The sequence below is a fragment of the Pseudomonas sp. dw_612 genome, from assembly GCF_018449725.1.
GTDB lineage: Bacteria > Pseudomonadota > Gammaproteobacteria > Pseudomonadales > Pseudomonadaceae > Aquipseudomonas.
The window spans coordinates 16,304-33,039 of sequence record NZ_JAAVVC010000035.1; the positions used below are offsets into that span (position 1 = coordinate 16,304).

Annotated in this window: 14 protein-coding genes; 7 read left to right on the forward strand and 7 right to left on the reverse strand. The window is 60.0% G+C overall.

Annotated features, from left to right (window positions below; genetic code table 11):
- Positions 1-182 precede the first annotated feature (182 nt).
- Positions 183-1,601, forward strand: coding sequence for a TIGR00366 family protein (locus HB680_RS31220; protein WP_054045733.1), 1,419 nt, complete (start codon positions 183-185; stop codon positions 1,599-1,601).
- A 140-nt stretch (positions 1,602-1,741) separates the two neighbouring features.
- Here HB680_RS31220 and HB680_RS31230 read toward each other — a convergent pair whose 3' ends face one another.
- Positions 1,742-2,032 (reverse strand): nucleotidyltransferase family protein, encoded by a 291-nt coding sequence (locus tag HB680_RS31230; protein ID WP_213942131.1) that lies wholly within the window; start codon positions 2,030-2,032, stop codon positions 1,742-1,744.
- A gap of 194 nt (positions 2,033-2,226) precedes the next feature.
- Between HB680_RS31230 and HB680_RS31235 the strand changes: the two genes are divergently transcribed.
- Together HB680_RS31235 and HB680_RS31240 are read left to right on the forward strand one after the other, a co-directional pair.
- Entirely contained in the window at positions 2,227-3,924 is a 1,698-nt protein-coding gene (locus HB680_RS31235) for an acid phosphatase (RefSeq protein WP_213942132.1), read from the forward strand.
- 179 nt (positions 3,925-4,103) lie between these two features.
- Positions 4,104-5,276 carry a hypothetical protein gene (locus HB680_RS31240; RefSeq protein ID WP_213942133.1) on the forward strand — a complete coding sequence of 391 codons (1,173 nt, stop codon included), beginning with the start codon at positions 4,104-4,106 and terminating at the stop codon, positions 5,274-5,276.
- A 51-nt stretch (positions 5,277-5,327) separates the two neighbouring features.
- Here HB680_RS31240 and can read toward each other — a convergent pair whose 3' ends face one another.
- On the reverse strand, positions 5,328-5,972 hold the full coding sequence (gene can / locus HB680_RS31245) for a carbonate dehydratase (RefSeq protein ID WP_213942135.1): 645 nt from the start codon (positions 5,970-5,972) through the stop codon (positions 5,328-5,330).
- Positions 5,973-6,124: 152 nt separating this feature from the next.
- Here can and HB680_RS31250 point away from each other — a divergent pair, with 152 nt between their 5' ends.
- Entirely contained in the window at positions 6,125-6,529 is a 405-nt protein-coding gene (locus tag HB680_RS31250) for a serine kinase/phosphatase (RefSeq protein ID WP_213942137.1), read from the forward strand.
- A gap of 111 nt (positions 6,530-6,640) precedes the next feature.
- Here HB680_RS31250 and rimI read toward each other — a convergent pair whose 3' ends face one another.
- A complete protein-coding gene (gene rimI, locus HB680_RS31255) occupies positions 6,641-7,093 on the reverse strand; it encodes a ribosomal protein S18-alanine N-acetyltransferase (protein WP_149661172.1) in 453 nt (150 codons plus the stop codon).
- Entirely contained in the window at positions 7,086-7,826 is a 741-nt protein-coding gene (locus HB680_RS31260) for an energy transducer TonB (RefSeq protein WP_213942142.1), read from the reverse strand. Before HB680_RS31260 ends, rimI begins: the two co-directional genes overlap by 8 nt.
- 219 nt (positions 7,827-8,045) lie before the next feature.
- Between HB680_RS31260 and mksB the strand changes: the two genes are divergently transcribed.
- From mksB to mksF, 3 genes are read left to right on the forward strand one after another with little or no spacing between them, the layout of a single operon-like run.
- On the forward strand, positions 8,046-9,323 hold the full coding sequence (gene mksB, locus HB680_RS31265; protein WP_054614061.1) for an Mks condensin complex protein MksB: 1,278 nt from the start codon (positions 8,046-8,048) through the stop codon (positions 9,321-9,323).
- Positions 9,313-10,014, forward strand: coding sequence for an Mks condensin complex protein MksE (gene mksE / locus HB680_RS31270; protein WP_027925914.1), 702 nt, complete (start codon positions 9,313-9,315; stop codon positions 10,012-10,014). Before mksB ends, mksE begins: the two co-directional genes overlap by 11 nt.
- Positions 10,011-12,851, forward strand: coding sequence for an Mks condensin complex protein MksF (gene mksF / locus HB680_RS31275; protein ID WP_213942138.1), 2,841 nt, complete (start codon positions 10,011-10,013; stop codon positions 12,849-12,851). The genes mksE and mksF overlap by 4 nt, the downstream gene beginning before the upstream one ends.
- Positions 12,852-13,055: 204 nt before the next feature.
- Here the strand turns inward: mksF and HB680_RS31280 are convergent, their stop codons facing one another.
- From HB680_RS31280 to HB680_RS31290, 3 genes are read right to left on the reverse strand one after another with little or no spacing between them, the layout of a single operon-like run.
- The gene (locus HB680_RS31280) at positions 13,056-15,359 is read right to left on the reverse strand and encodes an MlaD family protein (RefSeq protein ID WP_213942140.1); all 2,304 of its coding nucleotides are present in this window, start codon (positions 15,357-15,359) and stop codon (positions 13,056-13,058) included.
- Positions 15,352-15,975 carry a paraquat-inducible protein A gene (locus tag HB680_RS31285; protein ID WP_123514509.1) on the reverse strand — a complete coding sequence of 208 codons (624 nt, stop codon included), beginning with the start codon at positions 15,973-15,975 and terminating at the stop codon, positions 15,352-15,354. Before HB680_RS31285 ends, HB680_RS31280 begins: the two co-directional genes overlap by 8 nt.
- Positions 15,962-16,621, reverse strand: coding sequence for a paraquat-inducible protein A (locus HB680_RS31290; RefSeq protein WP_213942144.1), 660 nt, complete (start codon positions 16,619-16,621; stop codon positions 15,962-15,964). Before HB680_RS31290 ends, HB680_RS31285 begins: the two co-directional genes overlap by 14 nt.
- Positions 16,622-16,736: the final 115 nt, after the last annotated feature.

Sequence of the window (16,736 nt, forward strand, 5' to 3'; positions counted from 1 at the left end):
GGCAAAAACCAAGGCGCCCATGGTCTACGCAAAAGCGGTGACGGACAACCCGTTAGACCAAAGTCCTAAACTGGTAAAACTTCGTCACAAAACAGGGACGATTGATTTACTGTTTGCACCTGACCCAACGGGCCTTTTCGGCCCGGAACATCACAATAATCATAAAAATCCGAGGTAGTCCCGTGGCCGCTGATATCGACGATAGCCGCTATGCCCGCTTTGCACTGCGCTGCTCAAGTTTTGCCGAACGCTGGTTCCCCGACTCCTGGGTCTTCGCGGCCCTGGCGGTGATCATCGTTGCCGTGGCCACCATGGCCATGGGCGCCAAACCCACCGACGCCGCGATGGCGTTCGGTGACGGGTTTTGGAGTTTGATTCCGTTCACCATGCAAATGGCGTTCGTGGTGATTGGCGGTTATGTGGTCGCCAGTTCGCCGCCGGCGGTGAAACTGATCGATCGCCTGGCGCGAATCCCGAAAAACGGCCGTTCCGCCGTGGCCTGGGTCGCGTTGATCTCCATGGTCGCGTCGCTGCTGAACTGGGGCCTGTCCCTGGTGTTCGGCGGTTTGCTGGTACGTGCACTCGCCCGCCGCACCGACCTGAAAATGGATTACCGCGCCGCCGGTGCCGCCGCGTATCTGGGCCTAGGCGCCGTTTGGGCGTTGGGCTTGTCGTCGTCGGCCGCGCAATTGCAGGCCAATCCGGCGAGTCTGCCGCCGTCGATCCTGTCGATCACTGGCGTCATCCCGTTCACTCAAACGATCTTTCTCTGGCAGTCCGGCGTGCTGTTGCTGGCGCTGATCGTGGTCTCGCTGATCATCGCCTACGCCACCGCGCCCGGCCCGAACTCCGCGCGTGACGCCAAGGCCTGCGGCATCGACCCGAGTTTCAACCTGCCGCCCCTGCAACCGCGCACCCGCCCCGGCGAATGGCTGGAACACAGCCCGTTGCTGACGATTTTGTTGGTGCTGTTGGCGGGCGGATGGCTGTTCCATGAGTTCTCGACCAAACCGGCGATCAGCGCGATCTCCGGGTTGAACACCTACAACTTCCTGTTCCTGATGCTCGGCGCCCTGCTGCACTGGCGTCCGCGCAGCTTCCTCGATGCCGTGGCCCGGGCAGTGCCGACCACCACCGGCGTGCTGATCCAGTTCCCGCTGTACGGCTCGATCGCGGCGTTGATGACCACCGTCAAAGGCACCGACGCCCAGACACTGGCCCACCACATCTCGACCTTTTTCGTACAGATCGCGTCCCACGATACCTACGCGCTGCTGATGGGCGTTTACTCGGCGATTCTCGGTTTCTTCATCCCGTCCGGCGGCGGCAAATGGATCATCGAAGCGCCGTACGTGATGCAAGTGGCCACTGACCTGAATTACCACCTGGGCTGGGCCGTACAGATCTACAACGCCGCTGAAGCCCTGCCGAACCTGATCAACCCGTTCTACATGCTGCCGCTGCTGGGCGTGCTGGGGTTGAAGGCGCGGGACTTGATCGGGTTCTCGTTCGTGCAACTGCTGGTGCACACGCCGCTGGTGCTGTTTCTGCTGTGGGCGTTGGGGACGACGCTGGTTTATACGGCGCCGGTGATGCCGTAACCGCGTGGACTGCACCTGCTCGGGGAGTGGGTGCAGTCAGTCCTGATCGGTAGGTAACACTTTCAGTATTTCGACAAAAGTCAGCGCATCTGTAGCCGCCAGGCGCATATGGTCAAGGTAATCGCCAAGACGGTTCTCAGTCATACGGGACGTGCCTGTTCAAGCACCTGCTGACGAAACTTGACTGGAAGGTCTCCAGGCGTCAGCAGGTCGACCCTTACACCAAGCAAATCCTCAAGCTCGACCTGAAGTCCGCCGAGATCAAAAAGTGTGGCGCCGGGCAGTGCATCTACCAGCAGATCAAGATCACTTCCCTCTTTATCCGTTCCGAGCAGCGCCGAGCCAAATACTCGAGGGTTAGCCGTACGGAATCGGCCAACGACCTCGCGGACGGCTGCACGTTGAAGATCAAGAGCGGTGGAGGGTTTCATGATTCACCTTTACCAGGTTCTGTAGGGCGCCAGTCTAGCAGTGCCTGAGGACGGTAAACACCGCACACCATTACAGGATGCGTGTCAGCCATCCCGGTTCAACCAACCGAAACTCTGATGTAACCTCTCCGTCACAAATCATTGCTAGCGTCCCGCCGAAACACATTGCAACAATTTCGCGAAAAGGAATCGAAATGGCCGACGACAAAGACGGAAACGACCTCCCCTCCACCGAAGCTGATCAACCCACCGACACCAGTCGCCGCCGCTTCCTTGGCGGTGTGGCCGTATTGGGTGTGGGGGCAACCCTGAGTGCTTGCGGCACCAAAGGTGATGACGTCGGTAAACCGGTCGAGCGCCCGCTGACGCCCGCCGAGCTGGATAAAGCCCTGCACGAAAACGTGAAGAATGTCGTGGTGATCTACGGCGAAAACCGCAGCTTCAATAACCTGTTTGCCGACTTCCCGGGGATCGAGAAGCCGCTGTCGGCGCTCAAGGCGGATGACTATCAGCAACGGGACCGCGACGGCAATCTGTTGTCGACCCTGCCGCCGGTTTGGGGTGGTTTGAATCAGGTAGGTCCGCAAACCCTCGACGGCGTGGTCTACCTCGCCGGCACGCAATTTCAGGAACACTTGCCCAACGCACCGTTTGCCCTCAAAGGCCCGCAAGGCGAAGACTTACCGCTGAGCCTGGTGACCCGCGACCTGTGGCATGTGTTCTACCAGAACCAGATGCAGATCAACGGCGGCAAGAATGACCGGTTTGTGGCCTGGGCCGACTCCGGCGCGTTGACCATGGGGCATTACACCCAGACCCGTTATTCATTGCGTTTGTGGGATGTCGCCAAGGAATTCGTGCTCTGCGACAACTTCTTCCAGGGTGCTTTCGGTGGTTCGTACCTGAACCATCAATATTTGATCAGCGCCCAGGTGCCGTTCTACCCGGATGCCGCCAACTCGATCGCCAAGCCAAACATCGCGACGTTGCAAAGCGATGACCCGACCGACAACCGTCTCAAGCCACTGGACGCTTCGCCCGCCAGCGCCATGACCGGCCCGCCGCAATTCGGCCCGAGCCTGCTGACTCCAGACGGCTACGCGGTGAACACCATGGCGCCGCCGTATTGGCCGACCTGGATCCGCGACCCCGAGCGCCCGGACTACGCCAAGCCTTTGCCCAGCGTCCTGGTCCCGCAAACCCACGAACACATCGGCGACAAGCTCTCGAAAAAGAACGTCGACTGGGCGTGGTACGGCGGCGCGTGGCAAGCCACGATTGATGAGTACAAGGATTCCGGCGCGATCCCGAAAATCCCTAACTTCCAGTACCACCACCAGCCATTCAACTACTTCAAGCGCCAGGGCCCGGAAAACCCGGCCGAACGCGCCAAACGCCTGCGCGATGGCGGCTTGGGCGATGAGTCGAGCACTAACAAGTTCCTGGCCGATGCCGAAGCCGGCAAGCTGCCGGCGGTGACGTTCTACAAACCCCAGGGCAACCTGAACATGCATGCCGGTTACGCCGACATAGCATCCGGCGACCGGCATATCGTCCGGGCGCTGAAAGTGCTGCAACAAAGTCCGCAATGGAAAAACATGGTGGTGGTGATCACTGTCGACGAAAACGGCGGCTGGTGGGACCACGTTGCGCCGCCCAAAGGTGATCGCTGGGGCCCGGGGACACGCATCCCGGCGCTGGTGATTTCGCCGTTTTCGCGCAAGGGCACGGTGGATCACACGGTGTATGACACCGCTTCGATCCTGCGGCTGATCACCCGCACCTTTCAGCTGGAAACCCTCGACGGGCTCAAAATGCGCGACGACGCGATGATCGCCCGGGGTCAGAAACCGATGGGGGATTTGACTAACACGCTGCACTTTCCGGCGTGATTGATTGAAGAGCAAAAGATCGCAGCCTTCGGCTGCTCCTACATTGGGATGACGTACACCCGTAGGAGCTGCCGAAGGCTGCGATCTTTTTTTGCCGGGACACTGGACCACCCGACACATCTGGTTTCAGTATGTACCCGCCCCCGCCTACGTGGGCCCACGCTGAAAAGGATCTGAGCATGTTCAAACTCGCAGGATTTACCCTCGCGGCCCTCACCCTGAGTGCCGCCGCCCACGCCGATGTCGATCTCAAGCTGGGCAGCACTGAACGCGTCACCCGCCTCTTCGCTTACCCCAACAACTGCAACGTAATCTGCTTTCGCAACTGGACGCTGGAGCAGACCGTTGAGCATTACCTGACGCAGAGCGTGCAGCGCGATGGTTACAGCGCCGCGAAAGTCCGGGTCAAGACCGATAACAATCAGCTCTACGCCGATATCACTGGCGTACCCAAGGGTTATGACAAACCCCTGACCCGCTTACTCGATGCCGGCGATCTGGCCTACAACGGCGCCAAAAAGCTCAACATCGATGGCAAATGGGCTTATAGCTGGTACCTGTTCCTGCCGTTGGGCATGGCCCTGGAAAACCGCAAAAGCGTCGAGTTGCTGCACTTCCCGCCGGATTATTCGCTGACACAGGCTCAAGACTATCTGGAGTCGGCCACCACTGATCGCTGGGCCACGCTGCTGGTCGATAACGGCATTCCGGCTGCCCAGACACCGGGCTACCAGACCATCATCGACATCGCGCCGATTGCCGCGCCGTCCAGCGCCGGCAAAGACCTCGAAGGCGTCTACGACTACTTCAAGGACTACCAGACCACCATGGTCAAGGAAGTCAGCCAAAACGCCAAAGGCGCCGCGTTGCCGATGGTCGCGTTCGGTGCGCCGGTGCGTAACTGGATCAAGCAGCAATACGGGGCGACCGTGGGTGTGCTGGGCCTGGCGACGATCAGCCCGAGTGCCGGGGTGAAAGTGCCGGTATTGGGTTCCAACCACCCGAGCTACATCTGGTACGCCGCCGACCCTGACAGTTACACCGGCCCCGATGCCCAAGCCCAGGCCGACGCTGCGGGTCTGAAAGTCATGGGCCAGGATCTGAGTGCCGCGTGCTGGCAGGCGGGAATGGGCAGCAAGCCGGGTAGCGACCCGGCAGCCCAGCTGAAAAGCTGTACCCAGACCTGGCAAGTGACCCGGAAAGAAAAAACCTGCGAGCTGTTCTACACCTCGATCCGCAACCTGACGCCGGCCGACGCAGCAGCCAAGTGCGCCACGCCACCGGTCAAGTCGCAGTTGCAACAGCTGCAAGCCCCGGCCCCCGTGCCTGCGGCTCCTGCACCGCACCTCTGAAACGACAAAGGCCCTTTGCGCCATTTGCGCAAAGGGCCTTTACCTGAGGATTTACAACGCCCCGACCGGACGCAAGCGATACTGCGGCGGCAGTTGCTCGAAACCGCTGATGGTCGCGTTCAGGCTTTTCCAGCGACCGTCCTTGATGCCGTAGATGCAACCGTGGATCGACAGGCTCTGCCCGCGATGCCAGGCGTTTTGCACAATGCTGGTGTGCCCGACGTTCGCCACTTGCTGAATCACGTTGAGCTCGCAGAGTCGATCAACCTGTTCTTCTTCGGTCGGCAACTTCGCCAGTTCTTCGCGCTTTTCATAATAAAGATCACGAATCGAGCGCAACCAGCCATCGATCAGGCCCAACTGACGGTCCTGCATCGACGCACGCACGCCGCCGCAGCCGTAATGGCCGGTGACCAGGATGTGTTTGACCTTGAGCACGTCCACCGCGTACTGAATCACCGACAGGCAATTGAGGTCGGTGTGCAGCACCACGTTGGCCACGTTACGGTGTACAAACAGATCACCGGGTAGCATGCCCACGATCTCGTTTGCCGGCACCCGGGCATCGGAACAGCCGATCCACAGGTATTCCGGGGTTTGCTGGCGGGCCAGTTTGGCGAAGAAATCAGGATCTTCTTTGGTGATCGCGTCAGCCCAGCGCTCGTTGTTATCAATCAGATCTTGTAATTCGTTCATGCAATGAAGCCTCAAGAATGATGCGCAACTGTGACAGCCGACCGCCCGTCGGGGTCACGCGCGTGATGCATTTACCCAGTGCTCCATGCCGGTGGAATTCTCGCACGCCCAGTGGGTCCACCCTAGTAAGGCCCACAGTATGAGGAATTGCCATGACTGAATCACGACGTCCGTACGATGCGGTGCAACCCGAGCCCATCGACGACAACGAAGACCGCATGGGCTCGATGCATGAGCTGGATTTCGACGAGGAAGAACCCAGCGCCAAAATCGGTGACGAGCTACCGGAAAACGAACGCGAACGCCTGATGCCCCGCGAACGTGTGCGCGAAGCCGGCATGACCGGGGCCTCGACCGACGATCATGAGTCTACCGACGATGACATGAGCCCGGAAACCTTGATTCTTGAAGACGGCGCCCGGGATGCCCATGAAGCCGGCGAAGGTGATCAGGCGGATTGGGATTTGAGTATTGTCGATGAAGACGATATTGGCGGGGGTAACGGGCTGGATGAGGCGGAGAAGGCGCGGCGTGATCCGATGGATGGTAATCGTTGATTTTCTAGCGTCTGGTAGATCGCCTTCGCGAGCAAGCCCGCTCCCACAGGTTTCGTGTTCGACACAAAACCATTGTGGGAGCGGGCTTGCTCGCGAAGCTTTTGAAGGCTGTCAGTCAACCAAAGTGCATGCCATGACTACCGCATCCTCGCGCCCACCCACCGCCGGATAATAATCCCGACGCCGGCCAATCTCGTTAAACCCATACCGCTCATACAACCGGAACGCCCCACGGTTGCTGTCACGCACTTCCAGGAAACACTCCCGCGCCTTGGCGTCATACGCCCGGGACATCAAGTGCTCCAGCAGCGTCAAACCCAGGCCTCGGCCCTGATTTTCCGGTTTGACGGTAATGTTCAGCAGATGCGCTTCATCCAGAATGATCTGCACCACGCCGTGGCCAACCTGCTGCGAACCTTCGAACATCAGCCAGATCTGGTACTTGCCCAGACCATCGAGAAAAATCCCGCGGGTCCAGGGGTGGCTATAGGCCGCGTATTCGATCTTCAGTACAGCGTCCATGTCCGCCTCGGTCATCGGGCGGAACGATACAGCGTCACTCATTCGATTCTTTCCAACGCGCCATCAGCCGACGCATGGCTTGCCAGACATCAGCCTTACGCTGTGGCTCTTCCATTAAGAGTTCCAGGCCCGGCAGGGCCCAGACCGAGCCCAGGCCTTCGACCTGGAGTTCACGGTTGAACGATTCGGCGTTGGCCTCACCGGCAAAACGCACCGCCGGCAGGCCGATCAGCCACAGGCAGACGCACGGGGCGTCTTCAAGCCGGGCCGAGAGGAAACCTTGCACGAAGTCGCGGGCCGCTTCCGGCCCCTGATCCATCGTGCCGCGGACCAACAGCGGCCAGCGCACCGGTTCGCCGACGATTTGCGGGCTGTCTGGCAGACCGGCGGCGCGCAGCATGTCCTTGAGCAACATGTAGGCGGGATCGCGGGTCTGGAAGGTTTCGCCTGTGGGTAACTCCACCAACAGCAGGCAGCGCCCGGCGCGCAGCAATTGCAAGGCGAAACGCGGCGGCGGTACGACGGGCGCCTTGGCCACGACCGGCGCAGCCTCTTCTTCGGCCTTGGCGTTGGTGCGCGTGCTGGCCAGTGAAGGCCGCGGCACCTCGATTTTCACCCGCTCGGCGGGTTTGACCACCGGTTCCACGGGCGCCTCAGCCACGGTCGCCGGCACCACCGGGGCGACGACCAACGGTTCTGGTGCCTCCAGCAGTTCGGGCCGCGACGGCGCAGCAAAGGGCAATTCGGTGCGCGGCAGCCAGTTGACCACCTGCATGGCGGTCAAATAAGCGCGGCGACGGGACTCGATAAGCAAAGGTCGGCCACTTGTGGATAACTAAAGTGCGGTGATTCTACCGCCCTTCGCCGAAGATCGCCCGCGCTTGATCGATACTCTTACCCACAGAAACAGCGACAGCCCGTCCCGCGAGTGAATCGTAACGGGCGCGATGCAGTACAATCGCCGCTTTTAATCGTCAACCAGCCGGCCATCCCGATGATCGAACCCAAGCGCGTCTTGCGCGCCCTCGCTGAACACTGGGCACTTCTGGAGCCACTGTGCGAGCACTTCGACCAAGGCACTTTGAGCCTCAACGAACTGCGTTCACAGTTGGCCGCCCAGCAACTGGACAGTACACCGCAGGACATCACCAGCCTGCTGGACGTGTGGATCCGCCTCGACATCCTGGTTCCCGTGGCGAAAAGCCCGAACCGTTTCGAGCTCAATGCGCAGATCCACGACTTTCTCGCCTACCTGCGCCGTGAGCACCGTCTGGGCCTGTGCCTGGAAATCGAAGCCTATTTGCGCCACCTCGAGCGTCTGGCCGGTTACATCCAGGACGCTTTCGACATCCGCGACGGCCATGACCTTGCGCGCCAATTGCGTTTGCTCGACATGCGCGTGCGGGATGTTCTGAAGAAACTCGCCAACGACGAACAGGCCCTGGTGGCCGTCGCCGAACGCGCGAAGACCAGCGACCGGCAGATTCCGCTGCGTCAGCGGTATGCCGAAGTACTCGCGACCTGGGACGAATACGTCGAGCCGATGATTCAGTTGGTCAACGCCGACGGCGCCTTCGAACAAGGCGTGCGCAAGGTCGAGAACGTGCTGCTGAAGATGCTCACCGAACAGCAGCGCCTCGGCCATCTGGTTGACGACGACATGCTGCTGCGCACCCACGCACGCATCCTCGAAATGCAGACCAGCGCCCAGTTGACCTTGCGTCACGCCCGGGAACTGCTGCTGCCGCTGCGTGAAGAAGCCCGCCGCCACAACGCCGTGACCCGTGGCGCGGCGCTCGCGTTGTCGGCCATTCGTCGTAAAGGCATCGATGCGGTGCCGCAAGCCGCGATGCCGATGTTCACTCGGCCGCAAAGCACCTTTCTCGGCAGTGCCAGTCAGGTCGAAGCCTACGTGTACGCGCTGGCGCGTTTCGAGCCGAAACCGGCGCGTTTCCCCAAGGCCCACAAAACCCAGAAAGGCGAAGCCCCGCGCGCGCCACGCACGGTTCGGGAAATGCTCGAACGCTGCGAAGACGCCCTGCCGATGCCGGACCTGATGACCTGGTTGCTGGAGCAGGAACCGAACGGCGCCACCGACGAATTGCTGTACTGGTTCTCGCGCCTGTCGCGGGAAAAACGCTTCACCCGCGAGCGTCTGGAACGCCGCGATTACCACACTCATGAGCATCAGGTCAGCCTGCGCTCCTTCGCCCTGCTCTCGGCCCGCGACACCGCCGCCGAGGATTCTGCGAGCATCCCCAATGCATCTTGATCTAAACGAACTGTCCCAGCTGGCGCCGATCTTTCGCGAGCTGTTCAAGGGCTACCACGTCAGCCGCCGCGACCCGGAGCTGTACGCACAACTGTCGAATTTCCAGGACCAGTACCGCACGCTGTTCAAGGCGTTGGGCTTTGAACTGGTCTGCGACACCCGTGGTTTCTACTACTTCGTGCCGGACCTCGCCGCAGCGGCGGTGAACAAGACTGCGCAACGTTTGGCGCTGTTCACCTTCATCCTCGTCGAACATCTGGCCGATCAGGGCCGCGACCCGGTCGCCGTGCTCGACGGTGGCAGCCTGGGCCGCGATGAATTGCCGTCGTTGCTGGAAAAGTACCGCGACCTGTTTATCCAGGCCGAAGTGCAAACCGTCGAAGAACTCGAAGAAAAAATCATGCGTCGCATGACCCAGCTCGGTTTCGCCGGCGAAGAAAACGGCATCTACCGTTTCCTGCCGCCGATGCACCGTTTCCTCGATGTTTGCCTGTCGGTTCAACAGGATCGCGATTTGGCGGCGAGCCTGCACAGCGTGTTGCCGCTACCGGTTCCGGTGCTGATCGATGACGACAGCGACGAAAAACTGCTGGAAACCGATGACCCGCTTGACCTCAGTGACTTCGAGGAAGAAAGCGAAGAAGACGCCATGGCCCGCGCTATTGCCGAAGAACAGGAGACCGACGCATGAGTAAGGAACGCTACGGCATTCGCCGCTTCGCCCTTTTGAACACCGCCGGTTACAGCCTCGGTTTGTTCCCGCTGGAAGAACCGCTGTCGGTCTACGGCGCGAACAACCTCGGTAAATCCGCGTCGATCAACGCCTTGCAGTTCCCGATCCTGGCGCGCATGTCGGACATGAGTTTCGGCAAGTACAGCCTGGAACAATCCCGGCGTTTCTACTTTGCCTCGGACACCAGCTACATCTTGGTCGAAGTCTCGCTGCCCCACGGCCCGCACGTGATTGGCGTGGTCGGGCGCGGCCCGGGCGGCGGTTTCGGTCACCAGTTCTTTGCCTATGCCGGCAAACTCGACCTGGCGCACTACCAGAAAAACGACACCTGCCTGCGTCAGAAAGAGCTGTTCACCAACCTTGAGCGCGAAGGCCTGAAAGCCTACGAACTCAAGCCCGACGAACTGCGGCGTTTGCTGGTCGGCGGTCACACGTCGATTCCGCTGGACCTGACACTGATCCCGCTGCGTTCCACCAGCGAACAGAGCCTGAAGACCTTCCGCGCACTATTCATCAACCTGCTGCACATGCGCGAAATCACGGCGGCCAAGCTCAAGCAATTGTTCCTCGATGCCTTCGAACACAGCCTGCGTTCCGGCAGTGTCGATTACATCGCCGCGTGCGAAGAAGCGTTCCGCGATGTACGACGCATGGAGCAGGACTACAACTCGCTGGTCACCGCCGGCCCATTGGTTGAAGCACTGGCCGCCGGCGTTACCCAGCGCAACATCTTGCGCGGCAAGTTGCACCGGATTTCGCCGTTGCTGGATTCGTTGCTCGGCACCTGGTCGGACTACGCCAGTGCGCGCAAGGAAGAGCTGACGATTCAGGCCGAGCACTACCGCAGCGAACAGGATTCCCTGCAAAACGATCAACGTGGCGGCACTCAAGAGCTGATGCGCCTGGAGCGGGAAATTACCGGCATCCAGCGCTGGCTCGGCGAGTTGTCGGTGCTCAAGCATCGCTTCGCGTTGGTCACTGACGTCAAAGTCCTTGAGCAGCAACTGCTCGCGGCCAAGGATGCCCACGATGAATTGGCCGGTGCGCTGGCCCAGTCCCGGCAATTCAGCGCCGAAGACCTCGACGAGCGTCTGCGGGATCTGGAAAAACGCCTGAAGTCGGTGAAACAGCAACTCGATCACGCCGACAACAACAGCTATGCGCGCCTGCGCGAAGAGTTCTCGCAACAAGACGTCGAGCGCCTGATGCGCCTGTTCAACAGCGCGCTGTTCAGCCTGCCGTTGGGCGAGCACGGCATTACGCTGGACGAGGACGGCCAGTGGGTCAAATCCCTGGAACTGATCCTTGATGGCTTCAAGGGCGAGCGCTTCGAAGTGCCGGGTCTGGCCATCGACATCTCGCACATCGAGCCGCCCGCCCTGCAAGCCCTGGCTGACCGCGCCGCGTTACGCGATCAGAAAGAGCGTCTGGAAAAAGAACTTAAGCAACTGAAAACCCAAGCCGCCGTGGTCGCTGACCGCGCGGCCAGCAAGACCCAGACCGAAGCGCTGTACCAGCAAGTGCTGGATGCGCAGAAGGCCCTGGAAGATTTCCGTCGCGCCCAAACCCTGAGCGCCGAGGAAGACGACAAGCTTGAGCAATTGGCGCAGATGGAAGCGGCGCAGGAAGAGTTGAAGCGCTCCAGCGATGCCTTCACTGAACGCGTCCAGCAACTGTCGGCCAAGCTGCAACTGGTCGGCCGCCAGATCGGCGACATGGAAGCCAAGCAACGCACCCTCGACGATGCTTTGCGCCGCCGCCAGTTACTGCCGGCTGACATGCCGTTCGGCACGCCGTTCATGGACCCGATCGACGATTCCATGGACAACCTGCTGCCGCTGCTCAACGACTATCAGGACAGCTGGCAGGGCTTGCAGCGCAGTGATGGCCAGATCGAGGCGCTGTATGCGCAGGTGCGCCTCAAGGGTGTGGCCAAGTTCGACAGCGAAGACGACATGGAGCGTCGCCTGCAACTGCTGATCAACGCGTATGCGCACCGTACTGACGAAGCGCTGACCCTCGGCAAGGCGCGCCGTGCTGCCGTGACGGACATCGCCCGGACGCTGCGCAACATCCGCAGCGACTACGACAGCCTCGAGCATCAACTGGCGCTGTTCAACCGCGAGATCAACAAGCGTCAGGTGTCCAACCTGCAGAGCTTCCGCATCGTCCTCGCGCCGAACAAGGAAGCGCTCAAGCACATCGACCAGATCATCCACAGCGCCGGCCAGTACGAAGAAGGCGAAACCCTTTCCGTGTTCGACCTGAGCCAAAGCGCCGATCAGGACAACAAGAACGAAGAAGCCAAGGAATACCTGGCGCGGCTGGTGGCGGCGAACCACAACCAGCTCGGCCTCAAGGACTTGTTCGAACTCGCGTTCGAAATCACCAAGGTCAACGGTCAACCGGTGATCCACACCGACATCGATGGCGCGGCGTCCAACGGCACCACCATGACCATCAAGGCGCTGACCAACATGTACTTGTTGCTGCACTTGATGGACCGCGACCAGGCCGGTCGCGTGCGCCTGCCGTACTACCTCGACGAAGCGGCAGACATCGACGAGAAGAACCAGGCCGCGCTGCTGGAAACCAGCCTGCAACTGGGCTTCGTGCCGATCCTGGCGAGTGTGAAGCCGCAGGTCTGCGCCAGCGTGGCGATTGACCTTGAGGGGGGTAGCGGGCCGAACGGGATCTACATCGATGAGGCGGACTGGAAGTACATTCGTCGGCATGATGAGGTGAAGACGACCGTGAATGTTGGAGCGGATGAGCCGGAGCTGGATGCGGTTTGATTGGCTTTAATCGATGACCAATAAAAAGGCCGCGATCCAAATGGATCGCGGCCTTTTTTATTGAAGACTTTTAGTGTTTTTTAGGGCCTCTTCGCGAGCAAGCCCGCTCCCACATTTGATCGCGTTCGTTCATGAGAATGCGGTCAAATGTGGGAGCGGGCTTGCTCGCGAAGGCGTCTTCACAGACGCCCAATCAATTCCAGACTACTTGCCGAGGGAAATCTTCGGCGCCCAAGTCAACCATTCATCTTCAAACTTATCGAACAACGGAAACGTCTGCTCAGGCCGGGCCGGGCTACCCATACGCTCGCCATCCGGCGTGGCAAACGCGATGCCACCCTGGATCAGTGTCTCCAGCGACTCGGTCCGCACTGTCGCGCCTTTGAACAAACCGAAGTCCAGGCCAAAACCGCTGGTGTTCCAGAACCGCGTGCCGCTGCGCACCAGTGGCGCGTACTTCGGCTCGATCAGGATATGCACCAGTACGCGATCTGCCGTCGAACCCAATTCATAACCGGTCACCTTACCCACGGTGATTTCACGGTAAGTCACCGGCACACCGGTTTTCAACGAACCACGGCGAGCGGCGCTTAACACCAGACTCAACCCGGCTTCGACCTTGGCGGATTCCGGTGGATTGGCCAGCGCTACAAAGTTCTTCTGTGGGCCGAGGTTTTTCGCGGCTGGTTGCACTTCGATGTACTGACCGGTGACCAAGGTTTCGAGGTTCGAGGTCTTGATCAACCCCAGCTCAGGCTTGACCACCCAGAACTGGCTGCCCACTCGGGCAATGCGTTCCGGCACTTCGGTAATCCGCGCGGTCAACATCACCGACTGCAAGTCATCCGTAAGGTCGACGTCTTCAATCTTGCCGACGTCCAGCCCTTTGAAGCGGATTGGCGTGCCGGTGCGCAAACCGTCGGCGCGATCAACCTTGATGGTAACCACCGCGCCTTTCTGATTCGCATCGTCATGGCTCGGGAACAGACGGAAACGCGGGATCTTCTTCTGCAACGGCGCCTTGGCTTCCGGGGTTTCGAAGGCGATACCACCGGCCATCAGACTTTGCAGCGATTCACTCTTGACCTGGATACCGCCGGTCAAACCACCGCTGAGCGTGATGCCGCTGGCGTTCCAGAATCGTGACGAAGCGTTGACCAAGCCTTCGTATTCCTTCTCGATGTGCACGCCGATCACCAATTGTTTCTTGGTCTTGGAGAACTGATAACTCTGGACCGAACCAACCTTGACCTGCTTATAGAGCACCGGACTGCCGACTTCCAGGGAACCGAGGTTCTCGGTGAACAGCACCATGTGCAGGCCGGGTGAACGCAAGTCCAGCGGCGGCGCCTTGGCCCGCGCGACGAACTCGCGCTGCGGCGCACTGCCCTTGTCGCCGGGGCGAATGGCGATGTAGTTACCTTTGACCAACGCTTCCAGACCGGTGATACCCGCCAGGGAAATCGACGGTTTGACCACCCAGAACTGCGTGCCGGTGACCAGGTAATCCTCGGCCAGTGGATCGAGCGTCAACTCGGCGGTGGCCGCGGACAGGTCCGGATCAATCTTCAGCGCCTTCAGGTTGCCGACCTGAATGCCTTTGTACATCACCGGCGTACGACCAGCCTGCAGGCCTTCGAAGTCGCTGAGTTTGACCTTCACCCGAATACCGGCGGCGGCTGCATCGAAGTCTTCATAGAGACGGAACGGCAGGCTTGGATCGGTGGGCGGGCTGTCCTTGCGGTTTTCTGGCGTGGCGAACGCGATGCCGCCGGCGACGATGCTGGCCAGGGACTCGCTGCGAATCTTCACACCGGACAGGTTGGCGTCGATGCTGATGCCGCTGGAGTTCCAGAAGCGCGTGTGTTTGCGCACCAGGCTGGCGTAGGTGGGCTCGATAAAGACTTTGAGCTCGACCGTGCTCTGGTCTTCGGACAGCAGATAACTTTTGACCTGGCCGACTTTGATCTGCTTGTAGAACACCGGGCTGCCACGGTTCAACGAACCGAGACGATCAGCCTTGATGGTCAAGTGCAGACCAGGCTTGGAGTCTGACAGCGGCGGTTCTTCGGCCAAGGCCTTGAACTTGCGGGTTGGCTCACCTTCACCGGGGCTGACGGCGACATAGTTGCCGGACACCAGGGTTTCCAGGCCGGTGATACCAGCCAGGCTCACGCTCGGTTTGACCAGCCAGAAACGGGTGCTGGTCTTGAGGTATTGCTCCACATCCTTGTTCATCTCGATGGTGGCGATCACGCCTTTGGAGCTGCCTTCGTCATCAAGCTTGAGCGTCTTCACCTTGCCGACCGACATGCCCTTGTAGACGACTTCGGTCTTGTTGGCCTGGATGCCCTCGCCGCTTTCGAAGCGCACCTGAATTTCGATGCCGGTTTCGTTATAGGCACGCCAGCCGAGCCAGCCGCCAATGACCAGGGCGATCAGTGGCAGGACCCAGATAGCTGACCAGTTCGAGGCCGGCCGGGTTTTCGCTGTAGGCAAATCAGTCATGGTCGTCGTCCGACTCCGTGTTATCCCAAATCAGTCGGGGATCGAATGTAACTGCGGCAAGCATCGTCAGAATCACCACACTGGCGAAGGCGATGGCGCCAAGATTGGCTTCGACGCTGGCAAGCCGTCCGAAATTCACGACCGCCACCAGGATGGCAATCACAAAGATATCCAGCATCGACCAGCGGCCGATGAACTCGATAAAGCGGTACATCACAATCCGTTGGCGTGCCGACAGCGGCTGGCGACGTTGCACTGAAAACAGCAGCAACGCGATGCCCACCAGTTTGAACGTGGGTACCAGAATGCTGGCGATAAAAACCACAGCCGCGATGGGAATCATGCCGTGCTGAACCAGTTGGATCACGCCGGACATGATGGTGCTGGGATCACCCTTGCCCAGGGAGCTGACGGTCATGATCGGCAGCACGTTGGCCGGGATGTAGAGAATCGCGGCGGTGACCAGCAACGCCCAGGTGCGCATCAAACTGTTCGGACGACGGGCGTGGACCAGCGCACCGCAACGGGTGCACACCTGCTCATCGGTGTCAGCTTCCTGCTTGTTCAACTCGTGGCATTCGATACAAATCAGAATGCCTGCATCAATCGCCCGCATGGGCATCTTCTCCTGACAAAGCCTGCCAGATCTGGTGAGGCGACATCACAACCTCCAACCACACCTGGACCAACAACAAACTGATAAAACACGCCAGGCCAAGACCTACTGTGATGGCTGCCATATCTGCCAGCTTGACGATCGCGACCAGCACGCCCATGAGGTAAACCTCGAGCATCCCCCAATCCCGAAGGTGGTGGTAAACGCGGTAGAGCAACAAACCGTAGCTGCGCCCGATATCGAAACGAATGCTCAGCAGCACCACCAATTGGCAGAGCAGCTTGAGCAACGGGATCCCCATGCTGCACAGGAACACCACGACCGCAACGCCTTGCATGCCGGTATTGAACAAGCCGACAACGCCGGTCCAGACAGTGTCTTGCGACGATTGCCCGAGTAGATTGAGCTGCATGATGGGTAAAAAGTTCGCCGGGACATACAACAGCAGTGCCGCGATGACCAAGGCGAGGCTGCGCGTCACCACGTTATGCCGGTGGGCATAGAGTTCGTAGCCGCAGCGTGGGCAGAGGGCTTTCTCGCCATGGGCGAGTTCGGGCTTGCGCATCAGCAGGTCGCACTCATGACACGCCACCAAGTCGTCCAGCGGTAAATCTGACAGCCCGGGGGCGTCAACCGAATCTGGCATAAGAGGCTCTTGCTCCGAAAAAGATGGGCCTATTCTAGTGTTCTGAATCGAAAATAACTGTGCAAATTTGTACCGCCGCTGACGCGTACTTTCCTGCGGACAAAAACAAAACCCC